12 protein-coding genes are annotated in these 18826 nt (G+C 33.9%); 2 read left to right on the forward strand and 10 right to left on the reverse strand.

Annotated elements, in window-relative coordinates:
• Nucleotides 1-73: 73 nt before the first annotated feature.
• On the reverse strand, nt 74-3295 hold the full coding sequence (locus Q0807_RS05205; RefSeq protein WP_299107181.1) for a hypothetical protein: 3222 nt from the start codon (nt 3293-3295) through the stop codon (nt 74-76).
• A gap of 211 nt (nt 3296-3506) precedes the next feature.
• On the opposite strand from Q0807_RS05205, the gene Q0807_RS05210 reads away from it, so the two are divergent.
• Together Q0807_RS05210 and Q0807_RS05215 are read left to right on the forward strand one after the other, a co-directional pair.
• The gene (locus Q0807_RS05210) at nt 3507-4637 is read left to right on the forward strand and encodes a VWA domain-containing protein (protein ID WP_299107183.1); all 1131 of its coding nucleotides are present in this window, start codon (nt 3507-3509) and stop codon (nt 4635-4637) included.
• 84 nt (nt 4638-4721) lie between these two features.
• Nucleotides 4722-6179: a magnesium chelatase gene (locus Q0807_RS05215; RefSeq protein ID WP_299107186.1), complete on the forward strand. Its 1458-nt coding sequence runs from the start codon at nt 4722-4724 to the stop codon at nt 6177-6179.
• Between the two features lie 2 nt (nt 6180-6181).
• Here Q0807_RS05215 and Q0807_RS05220 read toward each other — a convergent pair whose 3' ends face one another.
• From Q0807_RS05220 to Q0807_RS05260, 9 genes are all read right to left on the reverse strand, one after another.
• Nucleotides 6182-6757 (reverse strand): YdeI family protein, encoded by a 576-nt coding sequence (locus tag Q0807_RS05220; RefSeq protein ID WP_299107188.1) that lies wholly within the window; start codon nt 6755-6757, stop codon nt 6182-6184.
• Nucleotides 6758-8395 carry a M1 family metallopeptidase gene (locus Q0807_RS05225; protein WP_299107190.1) on the reverse strand — a complete coding sequence of 546 codons (1638 nt, stop codon included), beginning with the start codon at nt 8393-8395 and terminating at the stop codon, nt 6758-6760.
• A gap of 50 nt (nt 8396-8445) precedes the next feature.
• Nucleotides 8446-9792, reverse strand: a complete 1347-nt coding sequence (locus Q0807_RS05230) for a M28 family metallopeptidase (RefSeq protein ID WP_299107192.1) — start codon at nt 9790-9792, stop codon at nt 8446-8448.
• A gap of 3 nt (nt 9793-9795) precedes the next feature.
• Entirely contained in the window at nt 9796-10938 is a 1143-nt protein-coding gene (locus tag Q0807_RS05235) for a DUF6265 family protein (protein WP_299107194.1), read from the reverse strand.
• 5 nt (nt 10939-10943) lie between these two features.
• Nucleotides 10944-12557, reverse strand: a complete 1614-nt coding sequence (locus Q0807_RS05240) for a nuclear transport factor 2 family protein (RefSeq protein WP_299107196.1) — start codon at nt 12555-12557, stop codon at nt 10944-10946.
• A 119-nt stretch (nt 12558-12676) separates the two neighbouring features.
• Nucleotides 12677-14485, reverse strand: a complete 1809-nt coding sequence (locus Q0807_RS05245) for an acyl-CoA dehydrogenase family protein (RefSeq protein ID WP_299107198.1) — start codon at nt 14483-14485, stop codon at nt 12677-12679.
• A gap of 27 nt (nt 14486-14512) precedes the next feature.
• Entirely contained in the window at nt 14513-15703 is a 1191-nt protein-coding gene (locus Q0807_RS05250) for an acetyl-CoA C-acyltransferase (protein ID WP_115818335.1), read from the reverse strand.
• 5 nt (nt 15704-15708) lie between these two features.
• Nucleotides 15709-18117 (reverse strand): 3-hydroxyacyl-CoA dehydrogenase NAD-binding domain-containing protein, encoded by a 2409-nt coding sequence (locus Q0807_RS05255; protein ID WP_299107203.1) that lies wholly within the window; start codon nt 18115-18117, stop codon nt 15709-15711.
• A 1-nt stretch (nt 18118) separates the two neighbouring features.
• The gene (locus Q0807_RS05260) at nt 18119-18574 is read right to left on the reverse strand and encodes a MarR family winged helix-turn-helix transcriptional regulator (RefSeq protein ID WP_299107205.1); all 456 of its coding nucleotides are present in this window, start codon (nt 18572-18574) and stop codon (nt 18119-18121) included.
• Nucleotides 18575-18826: the final 252 nt, after the last annotated feature.

The raw sequence follows: 18826 nt of genomic DNA on the forward strand, positions 1-18826 counted from the left end.
AAAAAGAACTGAAGTGCATTCTTTAAATATTGAATGTACTTCAGTTCTTTTTTTTGATTCTAAGATGGTTTTCTTAATTCAATTTAAAAGTTTTTATTTCCTTAAAAGGATTTGTTTTAATTGCTGTCATATTAGCTTTATAGCTTTTCCAATCCTTTTCAAAGAAATCATTTGTTTCAGAAAATAAAGTATCTAATGCATCTTCTGCTTGTTTTATTAAAGTAGTTTCTGTAGTTGTTAACCCATTTTGGCTTCCATTAATATAACCACTGGCAGTTCTTAATCGTAGTAAAGGTGTTACTTCAGGACTTCTGGTTATACCTTGTCTTTTATCAACTTTGCCTAAATATTTATCCAATAATCTATTAATAGATTTTACTATTGTTTTCGAAGATTTAATGTCTTCCTTATATTTTTCTTTATCTAGTTTTGTTAAGTCCTTTTTATAGTTTTCTGCTATAGTTTTGCTTTCTACTAGTTGTTTTACAGCATCTGCAGCTGTTTGTTGCAATTGCTCTATTTGTTTAGAAGCTGCATAAACTTCGTCTATGTTTTTCTGAGAAACCTTTAATCTTGGATCGGATTTTACAGTAATGTTGGTTTCAGAAGTTTGGTCACCATAGTGTAAAACAGCTCTGTATGTTCCTGGTTTTACAGATACACCTCCAGATTCTCTGGTTTGTTTTCTTATTTTTCGAGAAGGTCTATCAGCACCAGCTTCATCCATGCGCCAAGTCCACTTTTGGATGCCATTTTCTTTAGGTGCTTTTGTTTTTAAAGTTCTAATTAAACGGTCTCCATCATATAATTTTAAAGTTAGAGAATCCCATTTTACTTTGTTTTTGTCTTTTTTAGAATCAATTTCCGCAGTCTCTTCATCTTCATTATTGTCCTTATCTTCATTTGTATCAGAATCTAACGACGCATGCTTTTTAAATAAATAAGAAAATCTGACACCTCCAACACGATTCTCACCTCGATACATAGCATCTGCTCCAAAACGACTACCAGTTGGTTGCTGATATGCAGCTTGGTATGCTATTGGTGGTTCAAATAATTTAATTGTTGAGGCCATAACAGATTTGTTTTTAGCCATTTCTCTTAAAGGTCTAATATCATCTAAAATCCAAGCAGCTCTTCCAAAAGTACCAATTACTAAATCGTGCTCTCTTGCATGAATTACCAAATCTTTTACAGATGTAGTTGGGAAACCTTCTGTCCATTTAGTCCAGTTTTTTCCTGCATTAATAGAAACATATAAGCCATCATCTGTTCCTAAAAACATCAAATTTGGTTCCACTAAATCTTCAACAATTGCTAAAGTGTAACTCTGTACATCATTTTCATCAACGATGCGTTCCCATGTTTTTCCATAATTTTTAGTTCTGTATGCATAAGGTGTATAATTAAAGCGTCTATAATCATTGGCTATTAAAAGAACTTCGCCTTTATTTTTGTTAGATGCTTTAATTTGTGCAATCCAACTTCCTTTCGGTAAATCTTTAATGTTTTTGGTAACTTCTGTCCAAGAATCACCTCCATTTGTTGTGTAATGCACACGTCCATCATCTGTACCAGCCCAAAGCATATTTTTTTCAATAGGTGAAGGTTCAATGACTAAAATAGTACAATGATTTTCTGCTCCTGTAGCATCCATGGTTAATCCACCACTTTCAGATTGTTTTAATTTAGAAGGGTCATTTGTTGATAAATCTGGTGAAATTACAGTCCAAGTCTCGCCTTTATCTGTGGATTTGTGTACAAATTGGCTTCCAAAATAGATAGTACTATTATTAAATGGGTCTATGTTTATAGCAGAATTCCAATTGAATCGTAGTTTAACACTAGCATCAGAATGTGTTGGTCTCACGCCATAGTTATTTCCTGTTTGCCAATCGTAACGACTTACGTAACCTTGCTGACTCATAGACCAACCATAACGAGAATCGTCTTTGTCTGGTATCACATCAAAGCCATCTCCAAAACTAATTTCTTGCCAATAGCTATTTCTTATGCCTTGTGCTCGCCAAACATAAGCTGGTCCACGCCAAGAACCATTGTCTTGCATGCCTCCATAAACGTTATATGGAAATTCATTATCTACGTTTATATGATAGAATTGAGCAACAGGAAGATTGCCAATAAAACGCCAAGTTTTTCCACCATCTTTAGTAATGTTCATTCCGCCATCATTTCCGTCAATCATGAAATTTCCATTTTCAGGATGAATCCACCAAGAATGATGATCGGGATGAATGCCATTATCCACACCATAAGCTGGCATTAATTGTTTGAAATTTTTGCCACCATCTTCTGAAACATTGACATAAGTAAAAACAGAATAGACTCTGTTTTCATTTTCAGGATCTACATAAATTTCAGAATAATAGAAAGGTCTGTTCCCAATGTCGCTTTTATCATTGATTTTTTTCCATTTAAAACCACCATCTTCACTTTTGTAAAGTGCATTTTTTTTGGCTTCAACTAAGGCATAAATTATATCTGGTTTGTTAGGAGCAATGGCAACACCAATGCGTCCTAAATTTCCTTTTGGAAAACCATCCTCTTCTGTAATTTTCTTCCATGTTTTTCCGCCATCATGTGTAATATGCATTCCAGAACCTTCACCTCCAGAATTAAAAAACCAAGGTTCACGTTTGTGTTCCCAAAGTGTTGCTATTAATTTATTAGGGTTTGTAGGATCCATTATTAAATCTGCAGCACCAGTTTTGTTATTCGCGAATAATATTTTATTCCAAGTTTCGCCTCCATCAGTGGTTTTAAAAACGCCACGTTGAGGGTGTTCTCCCCAAGGAGAGCCAATGGCGCCAACGTAAACCACATCAGGATTTGTTGGGTCAACAATAATTCTATGAATATGTCTTGTTTTCTCAAGACCCATTGCTACCCAATTTTTTCCACCATCTAAAGATTTATAAATTCCATAGCCACCATTTAAAGAGTTACGTGGATTTCCTTCTCCCGTACCAGCCCAAATCACGCTAGGATTAGATTGCTGGATTTCTACAGCACCAATAGAAGCTGTAACTTCTTTGTTAAAAACGGGTTCCCAAGTAATGCCTCCAGAATTAGATTTCCATAAACCACCAGAAGCTGTACCAACATACATAACATCCGGATTGTCGTTTACTACATCAATGGCAGTAACACGACCAGACATGCCTCCAGGACCAATGTTTCTTGGTGTCATGTTTTTTACTAAATCCATTGAAAAGTCTTGTGCAGAAATAAAAGTTATGCAACAGAGCATAACAAGAGAGAGGAATTGCTTCATTTTATAGTGATTAGTTAAGTAATGCTTAAAATTAAGTAAAATAAATATAGAAATCTTAAGGACTTGTTAAGTTATCTCTAAGTCTGTTTATTGGTTTGAAAAATCATTATTTTTACATAGCTATGAAACGAGCATATTAAAAAAATTCAAGCAAAAAGGAATTTTTAATTGCGAACTGCATGTGTCAGTTAATCACATTAAAGAAAAACACATGAAAGAAAAACAAAATAAATCGGGCTTTGTGTTTAAAACCTACGAAGCTCCAAATCAATCACCTTTTGATAAACTCTTTGAGATTTTTAAAGAGTTAATTACCCATACATCAGGTGATTTTGATGAAGCCATTGATTGGTTGCGTCAATTAGATAAAGAGTATCAGCTAACTACGCCAGATTATTCCATTGATGATTTTATAGAAGACCTTAAAAACAAAGGTTATATACGTGAAGAAGTTGATCCAAATGGAACAGGTGAAGGTGGAATGACTATTACTGCAAAAACAGAACGTGCAATAAGACAGCAGGCTCTAGACCAAATTTTTGGTAAAATTAAGCGCAGTGGTTCAGGCAACCATAAGAGTAAAGGTGTTGGTCTTGGTGATGAGCATACAGGTGATTTTAAAACGTATCAATTTGGAGATAATCTAGACAAAGTTTCTATGACCGAAAGTATTAGAAACGCTCAAATTAATAATGGTATTGGCGATTTTAGTCTCACTGAAGATGATTTGGTGGTAGAGGAAACATTGCATAAAAGTCAAATGAGTACTGTTTTGATGATAGATATCAGTCACAGTATGATTTTATATGGTGAAGACAGAATTACACCTGCAAAAAAAGTTGCTATGGCTTTGGCCGAATTAATTACCACGCGATACCCAAAAGATACATTAGAAATCTTGGTATTTGGTAATGATGCGTGGCCAATTAAAATTAAAGAATTACCATACCTAAAAGTAGGACCTTACCACACTAATACGGTTGCAGGTTTGCAATTAGCCATGGATATGTTGCGCAGAAAACGTAACACTAATAAACAGATTTTTATGATTACAGATGGTAAACCAAGTTGTTTGCGTTTGCCAGATGGTCAATATTATAAAAATAGTAATGGTTTAGATCCATATATAACTAACAAATGTTATGCAATGGCACAGCAGGCGAGACGATTACATATTCCAATCACTACATTTATGATTGCAGAAGATCCTTATTTAATGCAATTTATTAGAGAATTTACACAAGCTAATAGAGGGAAAGCATTCTACACAGGTTTGAAAGGTCTAGGCGAAATGATTTTTGAAGATTACGAGAATAATAGAAAAAAGAGAATTAAAGGATAAAAAAATGCTTTTAGCGTTTAGGTGTTAGCCTTTAGCTCAAACGAGCAGGCTAATAGCTAAAGGCTAATAGCCAAAAGCTATAAAATGAAAGAAATAAAAACACTAGGAGAATTAAAAACATCAGGTTATCAATCAAGATCTATAAAAGATGAATTGAGAGATAATTTAATCGAAAACATAAAAAATAAGAAAACAACTTTTGAAGGTATTCATGGTTATGAGAATACAGTTATTCCTGAGTTAGAACGTGCTATTTTATCTAGACATAATATTAATTTATTAGGACTTAGAGGTCAAGCGAAAACACGTTTGGCTAGGATGATGGTAAATCTTTTGGACGAATATATTCCTGTAGTAAAAGGTTCTGAAATTAATGACGATCCATTAGCGCCAATTTCAAGATTTGCTGTAGAGTTGATTGCTGAAAAAGGAGATAATACACCAATTGTTTGGATGCATAGAAGCGAGCGATTTGCTGAGAAATTAGCAACTCCGGATGTCACTGTAGCAGATATTATTGGAGATGTAGACCCAATAAAAGCTGCGAATTTAAAACTGAGTTATGCAGACGATCGCGTAATTCATTACGGAATGATACCAAGAGCGAACCGTTGCATTTTTGTTATTAATGAATTGCCAGATTTACAAGCTAGAATACAGGTAGCTTTGTTTAATATTTTACAGGAAGGTGATATTCAAATTAGAGGTTTTAAATTAAGATTACCTTTAGATATGCAGTTTGTATTTACAGCAAATCCTGAAGATTATACCAATAGAGGAAGTATTGTAACACCATTAAAGGATAGAATAGGTTCTCAAATTTTAACGCATTACCCAGATTCTGTAGAAACGGCAAGAACAATTACAGCTCAAGAAGCAAAGTTAGATTCTAGACAATCAGAATCTGTTTACGTACCAGAATTAGCAAAAGATTTATTGGAGCAAATTAGTTTTGAAGCTCGTGAGAGTGAATATGTAGATGTAAAAAGTGGTGTAAGTGCACGTATGAGTATTACGGCTTTTGAAAATCTACTAAGTACAGCAGAAAGACGTGCTTTAATTTCTGGAGATGAAACAACTTCTGTACGATTATCTGATTTTATTGGTGTGATTCCTGCGATAACAGGAAAAGTAGAATTGGTTTACGAAGGTGAACAAGAAGGGGCAGATTTTGTGGCTAATTCATTAATGGAAGAAGCTGTGAAAACGTTATTCCCGAAGTATTTCCCTAAGGTTGAAAAATTACAGAAACAAGGAGAAGAAACACCTTATGACGAATTGATTTCTTGGTTTTTTAATGGTGATGGTTTTGAATTATTAGATGATATCGATGATAAAACTTACAAAGCAAAATTAGATGAAGTGAAACCACTGGATACGTTGATTGCAGATTATCAACCAGAAATTGACCCAAAAGATGTCTATTTTGAAAAAGAATTTATTCTTTGGGGTTTAACACAGTTTGAAAAATTGAGTAAGTATCGTTTTTCTGAAGGTATGCAGTTTAAAGACCCTTATGGTAGTTATATTAATGGGTTATAATATTACCAATTATCACGACTTTTAATATTAGCATCGCAGAGTTTAATAATCTCTGCGATTCTTTTTTGTTTTGTAGTTTCTCGTTTAGCTTGGTTTAACCAGTATAAGTAATGCTTCCTGTAACTAGGAGCAAAGTTGAGGTAGTTGTTATAAGCATTTTTATTTTCATTAAATGCAATTTGAAGATTCTCTGGGATTATTCCTTTTTCAACAGCATCTAATGCAGTCCAACTTCCATTTTCTTTGGCTATTTTAATAGATTGATGTCCACTATGATGTATTAAGTTATCATTATGTAATTCTTCAATATGTCCTTTATTAACGGCACTCCAAACGCTTTTTGGTTTTCTTGGACAGAAATATTGTCTTCGTTTGCCGTCACCAAGGCTTTTTACAGTAGAGTCTATCCAACCAAAACAAAGGGCTACTTTTACAGCTTCTTCCCAACGCATAGATTTGTTTTTATGCTCTACTTTATAGAAAATAAGATGAACACCATTTACGGAATCGTGATAGTTGAGCAACCATTCTCTCCATTCAACATCGGTTTTAAAATATAACTCTGGTAAATCTGACATTTATAATTTTTTCGAGTTAACAAAGAAGTCTCTGTCAATTTTTATAGATTCAGCATTGATTTTTTTAGTCTGAGATTTAGCTTTAGGAAACAACCATTCTGATTTTCCATCAATCTCAATTTGAATTGGCATATCAAAGCCATCCACAATGTTTGTCCATCGATATTTAAACTTATTATTTTCAATAGAATATTCTAAAGTCGGAATTTTAATGGTTCTTAAATACTGATTAAAAAATGCAGTTAAATCAATACCTGTTTTTTTACTTATATAATTTTCAATTTGTGCTGAAGTAACGGTTTGATGATAGAATTCTGAATTTAGTCCTCTTAAAATTTGTTGCCATTTTTCATCATCTTCAACCAATTGTCTTAGAGTGTGCAGCATATTAGCACCTTTATAATACATATCGCTAGAACCTTCATTGTTTACATCATACTGTCCAATTAAAGGTTTGTCATTTTGAATGTTTCTACGTGAACCAATGACATAATCTGCAGAAGCTTCTTTACCATAATAGTAATCTAAAAACAAGTTTTCAGAATAGGAGGTAAAGCCTTCATGTATCCACATATCTGCAATATCTTTATTGGTAATATTGTTGGCAAACCACTCATGTCCTGCTTCATGGATAATAATAAAATCGAACTTTAAACCTAATCCAGTTCCAGATAAGTCGTGACCCAAATAGCCTTTTTTGTACTCATTACCATAGGTGACAGAACTTTGGTGTTCCATACCTAAATAAGGCACTTCAACCAATTTAAAACTATCTTCATAAAACGGATAAGGACCAAACCAATGCTCAAAGGCTTTCATCATTTTTGGAGCATCTTTAAAATGGGTTTTGGCTTTTTCTAGATTATAAGAAAGCACCCAATAATCCATATCTAAATTCCCTTTTTCTCCATCGTAAGCCTCAGAGAAATTAGCATAATCGCCAATATTAATATTAACACCATAATTATTAATTGGGTTGTTTACAAACCAATGTGATGTCACTGTGTTATTATCATTTTCTACTAATTTCCGTAAGCGACCGTTTGATACATTTGTTAGCCCTTTTGGATTAGTAACACTAATGAGCATACTATCTACTTCATCGTACATATGGTCTTTGTTAGGCCACCAAACGCTTGCGCCTAAACCTTGACAAGATGTAGCAATAAAATGTTTACCGTTTTTATCTTTTTTCCATGAAAATCCACCATCCCAAGGTGCACGTTTCGCTTCCTTTGGATGACCTTGGTAATAGACATCAATAGTATGAGTTGCTCCAGTGTCTTGATTTTTGTTTAAGGTTATAAAATGTGCATTACTGTTATGTTTTACTTCTAATTCTTTTCCGTCTTGAAGTACTTTAGTAATTTTTAAAGGGTCTTGTAAATCGATTTGCATCACCTGAAAAGGCTTCAAAACTTTATACTGAATTGTGTTTTTTCCTGAAATGAATTTGTCTTCAGGTTTTACTTCAATATCAAGATGGTAATAGGTTAAATCCCACCATTCACGTTCTGGTGTTATGCTTCCTCTTAAAGTATCTTGTTTTGTAAAGTTGTTTTTATCTGTTAGTAAGCCTTGGCCTTGACAACTAGATACTAGAAATATTGCAGTAAGCAATACTAAAAAGTTTTTCATGATGATTTACGTTATAGTTCCTTCCTTTATTAAAGGCTAGAAATGGATATTTATCTCATAATTTTATTAGGGAAAACAACAACACTCTCGTGCCCATTTTCTCCAACAGAAGCGACACCAAAAAGCGAGTTGTCTATTACTATGCCATTCAGAGTAAATTCTGTTTCGTTTTCTACATAACGACTGTTGTCCCAAGTAGGTGATGTTGTATCTCTCCAATAAATTTTATAGCCTTTAGCACCATCTACTTTACTCCATTTTAATTTGGCAGAAGCTTCAACAATGCCTCCAATGCCAACTTCGGTTGGAGCAGGTGGAGCAGAAGCAAGGCTCGCCATTGTAATAGCATTTACAGCGGTTAGTTTTTTACAATAAGGAAAATTAACATGCTCAAAAGTATCACCATAATTGATGCTGTTTTCTGTACGGATATCTTGATGTTGTTGCGTGTAGTTTTCATGTGCTTCCATGATTCTTAATCCTGCAAAACCTATGTCATTAAAAGGTCTATGGTGTCCACCTCGACCAAAACGATCTAATCTGTAAACTAACATCGGATTCATCTCTGGCATATAAGTTTTTGTGGTTTTATATACGTAACGAGCCAATTGACGTGAAATACCATCAACTTCGCCACCATAATAACGTCGTGTTGTATTTTGTTTTGTTAATATTTCAGGGTCTGTTTCTGCTGTAGTGATTGGTTCTGAAAAAATTCGGAATGTACGGTTGTCAATCACACCATCTACACCAGAGATGTTACCTATCATATCATTGTTTAAAACTCCTATAATATCCCAATTCTGTTCTTTAGCATATTTCGCTAACCCTTGTCCACCAAATAAACCTTGCTCTTCGCCTGAAAGTCCGACATAGATAATACTGTTTTCAAATTTATATTGAGATAAAACTCTAGCTGCTTCCATTGCACCAGCCATGCCAGTTGCATTATCATTTGCACCTGGAGCATCTGATGTAAAATCGTTTGGGTCAGTAACTCTAGAATCAATATCACCACTCATTATAATAAAACGATTAGGATATTTTGTGCCTTTTTGAATGGCAACTACATTAACCACATTGACATCTTTAACGATGCGTTGGTTCGTTCCTTTTTCAACGAAGTTATTCTGATAAAATACGTTGAGGCAGTTGTTACAATCTTTAGATATATTATCGAATTCGGATTTTATCCAACGACGAGCAGCACCAATGCCTCTTGTGGCTGAAATAGTATCACTTAAGGTATGTCTTGTGCCAAAATCGGCAAGTTTTTTAACATCATTACGCAAATTTTCTTCAGAAATTGCATCAACGATGTCATAGATTTTTTGATCTGTTTGCGTAAATGCATTTAATGATAATAGAAGTAGAAATAGCGGAATTAGATGTTTCATAGCTTAGTTATTTATAAGTTTTAAAGTTCCGAAAATATTGGCATCAATCCAACCTCTATTTTTGTCTTCTCCGTCAACATATACAGAGCCAATAAAATTTTCGCGTTCCTTGCTATTGTCATTATCGCAGTAGGCTAGAGCAAAGCCCATTAATTTGCCAGCTTGCAGTTTTATAGGAGAATTTTCAGCATCATCTTTATACGTGTCATTGAATAGAGAGATTCTAACTTCCCAAATGGTCTTGTTTACTGTGGTAACGCGTTTAGATTCTATGTGAGAATTGTAAAGTTTTCCTTTTTTCTGGGTTGACATATCAACTACATTTCCGTCTAGAGCAATATGATACGCAAACGCATTATGGTTAAATTGATGTTCGCCACCACTATTATCTTCATCTATAAAAACCTCAAGACAATCATCGTCCCACCATGCAATTAATGGGTTTTTATTGTTATCTATTAATTTGTCATCTTCTATTTCTGCTAAAAGATAAAGCGCGTCTTCTGTCCAAGTTAATTTGTAACGACCAGAAAAATCTTCTTCTGTATAAGGATTACCTAGCCATCTTTGATCTAAGGGTAACCATGTATTATTTTTCCAGATTTCTTCATCTGCTTTTCCATCTATTACTGGTTTTATGGTTGCTTTTTTTACAGTATTGAATTGATTTACAGGTTTGTCTATTTTCTTTTTATAGTTGAATTTAACGGTTTCTGTTTTGCCTTTTGTTTCAATATCAACAAAAATATTCATTTCAGATTCAGATACTTTTTCAAAAATCATACCTTCAAAAACCACTTTGTTTTCTGTGATTTTTATTAAAGGGAAATCTACGGTCTCATCTTTTCCTTCCCAACCTTTTAAATCCCATCTAAAATGTTTTAATTGAAGCATTAATGTATTTTCTACTTCTCTAATAACTTCAATTTCGTAAAAAGAGACTTTACCGTCATTTATAAATTTAAACGAAGCCATCATAGAACCAGCAGATGGTTCGCTCCAAATTTCTTCTGTAATTCCACCAAAAGCTTCACCTTGCCAAGTGCCAGAAATCCATGCAATGTTTTCTAGTTTTGGTGCTAATGTTTTTTCAGTTTGAGCGTTGCTTACTAATATTACCAGTAAGAAGAGTATTAAATACTTCATTATAATTATTGTATAAAAGTAACTTTAGAAATTAGTTCGTTTTCAACTTCATAAATTGCAATGGCGTAATATATTTTGCCATTTATAAGGACTTTCTCTTTATCAATTACCATATTCCCTATCACTATTCTATTTACAATTTCGGCATTTAAATCTGGTACACTATTAAAAAAAGAAGTATATCCTTTTTTTATGGCTTCTTGACCGTCAGAATTTAATGTATCAGGAAAACTATAAAGTTTAATGTTTTCTGAATATGTATAAGTAAAAGCATCAATATCTTTATTGTTATAGGCTTCTAACTGCTGGTTAACAATAGTTTCTGGATTAGAAGTTGTATTAGAGTTTCTAATAAATGTCATTGAATCTATATTTTCAGAATCGACTTTATATATTACTGCTTGTCTAATTGTTCTATTATTTAAAGTAACCAATTCTTCATCAATAATGATGTTTTTTAAGGTCATACGGTTAATTACTTTAACTATTGATTTTTTATTGTTTTTAAAAAATTGTCTATAGTTTTCTTTAAGTGTATTTCTGCCAGAATACATTTTTTCACTTGGAAATCTGTTGACAATAACGTCTGCATCAAAAGAATTAGCGAATTCCTCTAATTGTCTATTATTAAAAGGTTTAATGTGGTTTTGGACAATTTGAGAGGCTATTTCAGAAGTGAGATTTGTGTCTGTTTCATTGATGTCTTGGTTAGTTTCATCTACCGTTTCATTAATTGATTCTTCTGTTGTGTCGGTCGAGTTAATATCGGCAGCAATTAACAATTTTGTAGCAGAAAGGTTTGCTGAAAGTCGTGTGATTTTAGTGATTCCTGATGAAGTCAAATCAGAAACTGTTTTCCAATTATTATCTTTATTTAAGGTTAGTTTAAATAGTGTACTGTCTTTTCCTGAAAGTATAGTTTTACTCGTTAACCAACAAATATCTTCAACGCCTGTTAAAGTGTTTGCAATCACTTTGATGACACCAGTTTTAGGATTCAATGATTTTATTTGCCATTGGTTTTCGTTTTCTTTTGAAATAAAACTGACAAGATTAGAATTTGGGATTTTATGAAACGATCGCCCAACGTTTGAAGCATATTTGGTATTGGTGCCATCTAGTAGATTAGAAACATATAGATTTAGTTCTTTATCTTCAATGACAGCAGATACAATTGTATTTTCATCAAACCATGTATAATACGCAACTATTAAGTTGTTAATGAGTTCTGTAGATTGGCCGTTGCTTAAGCTATACGTATATAAACGTTGTTTACCATCTAAATCTAAGCGGACTGCAGAAATTTCATGCTTATTTGGAATTTTTAATGGTGAGTATTCGCCTCCTTCTGTATGGTTGGTCCATATTTTGGCATTATAGCGTGTATCATATTTAGCAATATCTGTTTGCCCATTTCTTGTAGAAGCAAAAACTATATAACGCTCATCTAAAAACGAAGGTTGGTTATCGTAGCCATCGTTATTTGAAATGTTTTTTGCATTACTAAGTTCAATTTTTGAATTATTGACGTCTAAATCGATAAGAAATATTTCTGTGTTCGATTGGGAGAGTGAAAGTGATGAATATAAACAGCAGATAAAAAGTGTAATAATTCTCATGATAGTTTTTTTTAAAAACTAAAGGTAGTAAAATAAAAAAGCCAATTCAATCCAAATTTCACATCGGTTGAATTGGCTTTATAATTAGAATTATTTGAGTTAGTCTAATTATTGAATCATTAGAAACAGTACTTATTTTCTGCTTTTACTTTTTCTGCAATCTCAATACGTAAATCTACAATATCTGGATAGTTGGCATATTTAGTAAAGCGTTTAAGTCCCATTAACATCATACGTTGCTCATCGCCTTCAGCAAAAGAAATAATGCTTTCTTTTCCTTTTTCTTCAACGATATCTACAGCGTGATATAAATATAATTTAGCCATTGCGATTTGTGCAGATTGCTCTGCTTCGCTAGTACGCTTCACGTTTTTCTCTGTTCTTAAAATTGCAGATTCTGCCATATAGATTTCAATTAAGATATCTGCAGCAGCAATTAATAATTGTTGGTGCTCTTCTAGTTGAGGTCCGAATTTTTGAACGGCTCCACCAGCAACCATTAAGAATGTTTTCTTAAGTTTTGCAATCATTTGCTTTTCTTCTGAAAATAATTCAGAATAATCAGGAGTTTCAAAAGAAGGAATTCCCATTAATTCTTCTTGTACTTTAGAAGCAGGACCTAATAAGTCTACATGACCTTTCATTGCCTTTTTCACTAACATACCAACAGCTAACATTCTGTTAATTTCGTTAGTACCTTCATATATACGAGCAATACGAGCATCTCTCCAAGCAGACTCCATTGGCGTTTCTTCAGAGAATCCCATTCCACCAAAAATTTGGATACCTTCATCTGCAGCATTTTGTACATCTTCAGATACTGCAACTTTTAAAATAGAACATTCTATTGCATATTCTTCAACACCTTTAAGTTCTGCTTCTTGATGTGTATTTCCAGCAGCTTCACGCATTGCGATTCTGTCTTCAATATTTTTTGCAGCTCTATACGTAGCAGATTCACCAGCATAAGTACTAGCAGCCATTTCAGCTAACTTTACTTTGATTGCTCCAAAATCTGCAATAGGAGTTTTAAATTGTTTACGCTCTTTAGCATAATTTACAGCAGTAGACAAAATTCTACGTTGAGAATCTAAACATGCAGCAGCAAGCTTTATACGACCAACGTTAAGTGCATTCATTGCAATTTTAAACCCTTCACCACGACCAGCTAACATATTTTCTACTGGTACTACAGTGTCGTTAAAGAATACTTGACGTGTAGATGATGCACGAATTCCTAATTTGTGCTCTTCTTCACCTAAAGTAATCCCATTTGGAGTATCTCCATTATATTCAACTATAAATCCAGTAATATTTTTATCACCTTCAATACGAGCAAAAACGATCATCACACTACAGAAACCTGCATTTGAGATCCACATTTTTTGACCGTTAATTTTGTATGATTTTCCATCTGCAGATAATTCAGCAGTTGTTTTACCAGAATTTGCATCAGATCCAGCTCCAGGCTCTGTTAAACAGTAAGCTCCAAACCACTCACCAGAAGCTAATTTTGGTACATATTTTTGTTTTTGTTCTTCTGTACCATATAAAGTAATTGGCATAGTCCCAATTCCTGTATGTGCACCAAAAGCAGTACTAAATGATCCTGTTCCAGAAGAAATATAGTCACAAGTTAATACAGTAGATACAAATCCCATTCCCATTCCACCATAAGCTTCAGGAACAGCTACACTTAAAAACCCCATGTCTCCAGCTTTACGCATAACGTCTTCTGTTAATGCATAATCTTTAGCTTCAAAACGTGCTTTATGAGGAATAATTTCACGATCATTAAATTCCATTACAGAATCTTTCATCATTGTTTGCTCTTCTGAAAAATCTTCAGGAGTAAACACATCTTCACATTTTGTTTCTTTTACTAAGAATTGACCTCCACGTAGGATATCTTTTTCTAAATCTGCCATTTTATAGTATTGTATTAAGTTCTTTAATTAGTTTAAAAATTCGAATATTCCACAAGCACCTTGACCGGTTCCAACACACATGGTTACTGCTCCATACTTACCTTTCATGTCTTGCTTACGCATTTCGTCAAAAAGTTGTACAGATAATTTTGCTCCTGTACATCCTAATGGATGACCAAGTGCAATTGCACCACCATTTACATTAATAATATCTGGATTAAGATTTAGTTCTCTAATTACAGCTAAAGATTGAGAAGCAAAAGCTTCATTTAACTCAATTAAAGCTAAATCGTCTTGTTTTAATCCTGCTTGTTTTAGTGCTTTTGGAATAGCTTTTACTGGTCCAATACCCATAATACGAGGCTCAACACCTGCTGCAGCATAGTTTACCATTCTTGCAATTGGCTCTAAACCTAACTCTTTAACCATGTCTTCGCTCATAACCATTACAAAAGCAGCTCCATCACTCATTTGTGACGAGTTACCAGCTGTAACACTTCCTCCAGCAGCAAACACTGCTCTAAGTTTAGCTAAAGCTTCTTTGCTAGTTCCTGCACGAGGACCTTCATCTTTAGTTACTGTGTACGATTTTGTTGCCTTCTTTCCGTTAGCATCAATATAAGTTTGTTCTACTTCAATTGGTACAATTTGATCTTGAAAACGATTTTCAGCTTGCGCTCTTAATGCTTTCATATGCGAATTGAATGCAAACTCATCTTGGTCTTCACGAGATACTTTAAACTGTTTTGCAACAGCTTCTGCAGTATTTCCCATTCCCCAATAATAATCTTCATGACCAGCTTTTACGATATCGTAGTTCAATTCTGGTTTAAAACCAGTCATTGGTACGCTACTCATACTTTCTGCTCCACCAGCAATAATACAATCTGCCATTCCAGCTTGTATTTTTGCAGTTGCCATACCAATTGTTTCTACTCCAGAAGAGCAAAAACGGTTTACAGTTACACCAGGAACATCCACAATATCTAATCCCATTAAAGAGATTAAACGTGCCATATTTAATCCTTGAGAACCTTCTGGCATTGCGTTACCAACAATAACATCGTCAATACGCTTTGGGTCTAAACCTGGCAATTCCTTCATCATATACTTGATGGTTTCTGCTGCCAATTCATCTGTTCTTTTAAAACGGAACACGCCTTTTGGTGCTTTACCAACTGCGGTTCTATATGCTTTTACTATATATGCTGTTTTCATTTTTCTTAGTTTCTTAAAGGTTTACCTTTTGTTAACATGTGCTGAATACGTTCTAAAGTTTTACGCTCTGTACATAAACTTAAGAAAGCTTCACGCTCTAAATCCAATAAATATTGTTCTGTTACGCGTGTTGGTTCAGATAAATCTCCACCAGCCATTACGTAAGCTAATTTATTAGCGATTTTCATATCGTGTTCAGAAATGTAGTTAGAGTCTTCCATAGAGTCTGTACCTACCATAAACATTCCTAATGCTTGTTTACCTAGAACTAAAACGTCATCTCTTTTTACTGGTTGTGTGTAACCTGAATTAGCCATTAGCATAGCGTGTTGTTTTGCAACTGCTATTTGACGGTCTTTGTTTACAACCACAACATCTTTTCCTTTTTGCAATAAGTTTAAGTCAAAAGCTTCGTAAGCAGAAGTAGATACTTTAGCCATACCAATAGTTAAGAAATGCTCTTGTAAAACGTTTAATTGTACATCGCCTTTATGGAAAAGGTCTTGCGCTCTTAAGGCCATTTCTTTAGAACCACCACCACCAGGAATAACACCAACACCAAACTCTACAAGTCCCATGTAAGTTTCTGCTGCTGCAACTACTTTATCCGCGTGTAATGATAATTCACATCCACCACCTAAAGCCATTCCGTGAGGAGCAGAGATAGTTGGGATAGAAGAATAACGCATACGCATCATAGAATCTTGGAAATATTTGATAGCCATGTTAAGCTCATCATATTCTTGTTCTGCAGCCATCATGAAAATCATTCCGATGTTTGCACCAACAGAGAAGTTTGCAGCTTGGTTACCAACGACTAAACCAGCAAAATCTTTTTCTGCTAAATCAATAGCTTTATTTAATCCAGCTAAAACGTCTCCACCAATAGTGTTCATTTTAGATTGGAATTCTAGGTTAAGGATTCCGTCTCCGATATCTTCGATAACAACACCAGAGTTTTTAAACACTTCGTTTGTTTTTCTAATATTATCAAGGATGATGAAACTATCTTGACCAGGTATTTTAGTTTGTTTTTTAGAAGGAATATCATAGAAATATGAAGCACCATCTTTTACAGTGTAGAATGACATGTTGCCAGAAGCAAGCATGTCATTAACCCAAGCAGCAGGCTCTAAACCTTCCGCTTTCATTAATTCAATTCCTTTTTCAACTCCAATAGCATCCCAAATTTGGAAAGGTCCGTGTTCCCAACCAAAACCAGCTTTCATAGCATCATCAATCTTATAAAGCTCATCTGAAATTTCTGGAATACGATTAGATACGTAAGCAAATAATGCCGTGAAGCTTTTTCTGTAAAACTCACCTGCTTTATCTTTTCCTTTTACTAATACTTTAAAACGATCTACTACTTTATCAATAGTTTTAGTCATTTCTAAAGTTGCGAATTTTGCGCGTTTCGCAGAACGGTATTCTAAGGTGTTTAAGTCAAGAGAAAGAATTTCTTTTTTCCCATCGGCTGAAACATTCTTTTTATAAAAACCTTGTCCAGTTTTACTTCCTAACCATTTGTTTTCCATCATTGTGTTGATGAAATCTGGTAATTTAAATAACTCTAAACGTTCGTCATTAGGGCAATTTTCTCTAATTCCGTTAGCCACGTGAACCAAAGTATCTAAACCTACAACATCAACTGTACGGAAGGTTGCCGATTTAGGACGACCAATTACTGGTCCTGATAATTTATCGACTTCCTCGATAGTTAAATCTAAATCTTTAACCGCATGAAATAAACTCTGTATGCTAAAAATACCAACCCTGTTTCCTATGAAAGCAGGAGTGTCTTTAGCAATAACAGATGTTTTTCCTAAGAACTTTTCGCCATATTCATTTAAAAACTCTAAAACAGAAGCATCTGTTTTTGGTCCAGGAATAATTTCGAATAATTTTAAGTAACGCGCTGGATTAAAGAAGTGCGTTCCACAGAAATGCTTCTGGAAATCTTCACTACGACCTTCACTCATAAATTTGATTGGAATACCAGACGTATTTGATGTAATTAATGTTCCTGGCTTACGGTATTTTTCTAAGTTTTCGAACACCATTTTTTTGATGTCTAGTCTTTCAACTACAACTTCCATAATCCAATCTACATCTGCAACCTTAGCAATATCATCTTCTAAGTTACCTGTAGTGATACGACTAGCAAAAGATTGACTGTAAATAGGAGAGGGCTTAGATTTTAAAGATGCTGTTAAGGCATCGTTTACTAATCTATTTCTTACGACTTTGTCTTCTAAAGTTAAACCTTTAGCTTTTTCTTTGTCGTTTAGTTCTCTAGGAACAATGTCTAATAGTAATACATCTACACCAATATTGGCGAAGTGACAGGCGATACCTGATCCCATAATTCCGGAACCAATAATCGCAACTTTTTTAATTCTACGTTTGCTCATCTTACTTTAAAATGTGTTCTTTTTTGTTGTATATCTGTTTATTTGAAATCATATTATTTATAACATCGGCTACTTTTTGAAAGTTAGCCAATTCATCTTCAGAAACATTAGCTCTTATTGTTTCGTTAAAAGTGATAACGCGCTCTTTTGAATAGTTTCTTTTTTCTATTCCAAATTCCGTTAGAAAGATTAAAACACCTCTTCCGTCTTCTGGGTTTGGTTTACGTTCTATCAATCCTTTAGTTTCCATAGTTTTTAAGGTTCTAGATAGGCTAGTAGCCTCCATTCCCATTTTTGGTCCTAAGGATGTTGACGGTGTTCCGTTTTCTGGATCAATACTCAACAAAGCAAATCCTGTTGCCATTGTTGAGTCAAATTTTAACGCCTCTTCATTGTACATTTTGTTAACAGCTAACCATGTGGTTCTCAGTATGTAGTCTATTGTTTTGTCTTTCATGAAACAGTATTGGGAATCAAATATAGTAAAAAATACTATGCACGCATAATAAATTAAGAAAATATTAAATTGTCAATACTTCAATTATCGTGGGTGATAATTTCGAGAAGTCTTTTTTTGAGGTTAGTTTTTTAAGATAATCTTAATTATTGTATTATAAAACTAACAATCAGGTATGCACTAGCTGTCCAATAGCATGGAAGCACGATTCGTTATTAAATTTCTAATAAACCGTGAATAGATTGTAATATC

Origin of the sequence: uncultured Winogradskyella sp. (genome assembly GCF_947495255.1) — a bacterium.
Lineage (GTDB): Bacteria > Bacteroidota > Bacteroidia > Flavobacteriales > Flavobacteriaceae > Winogradskyella.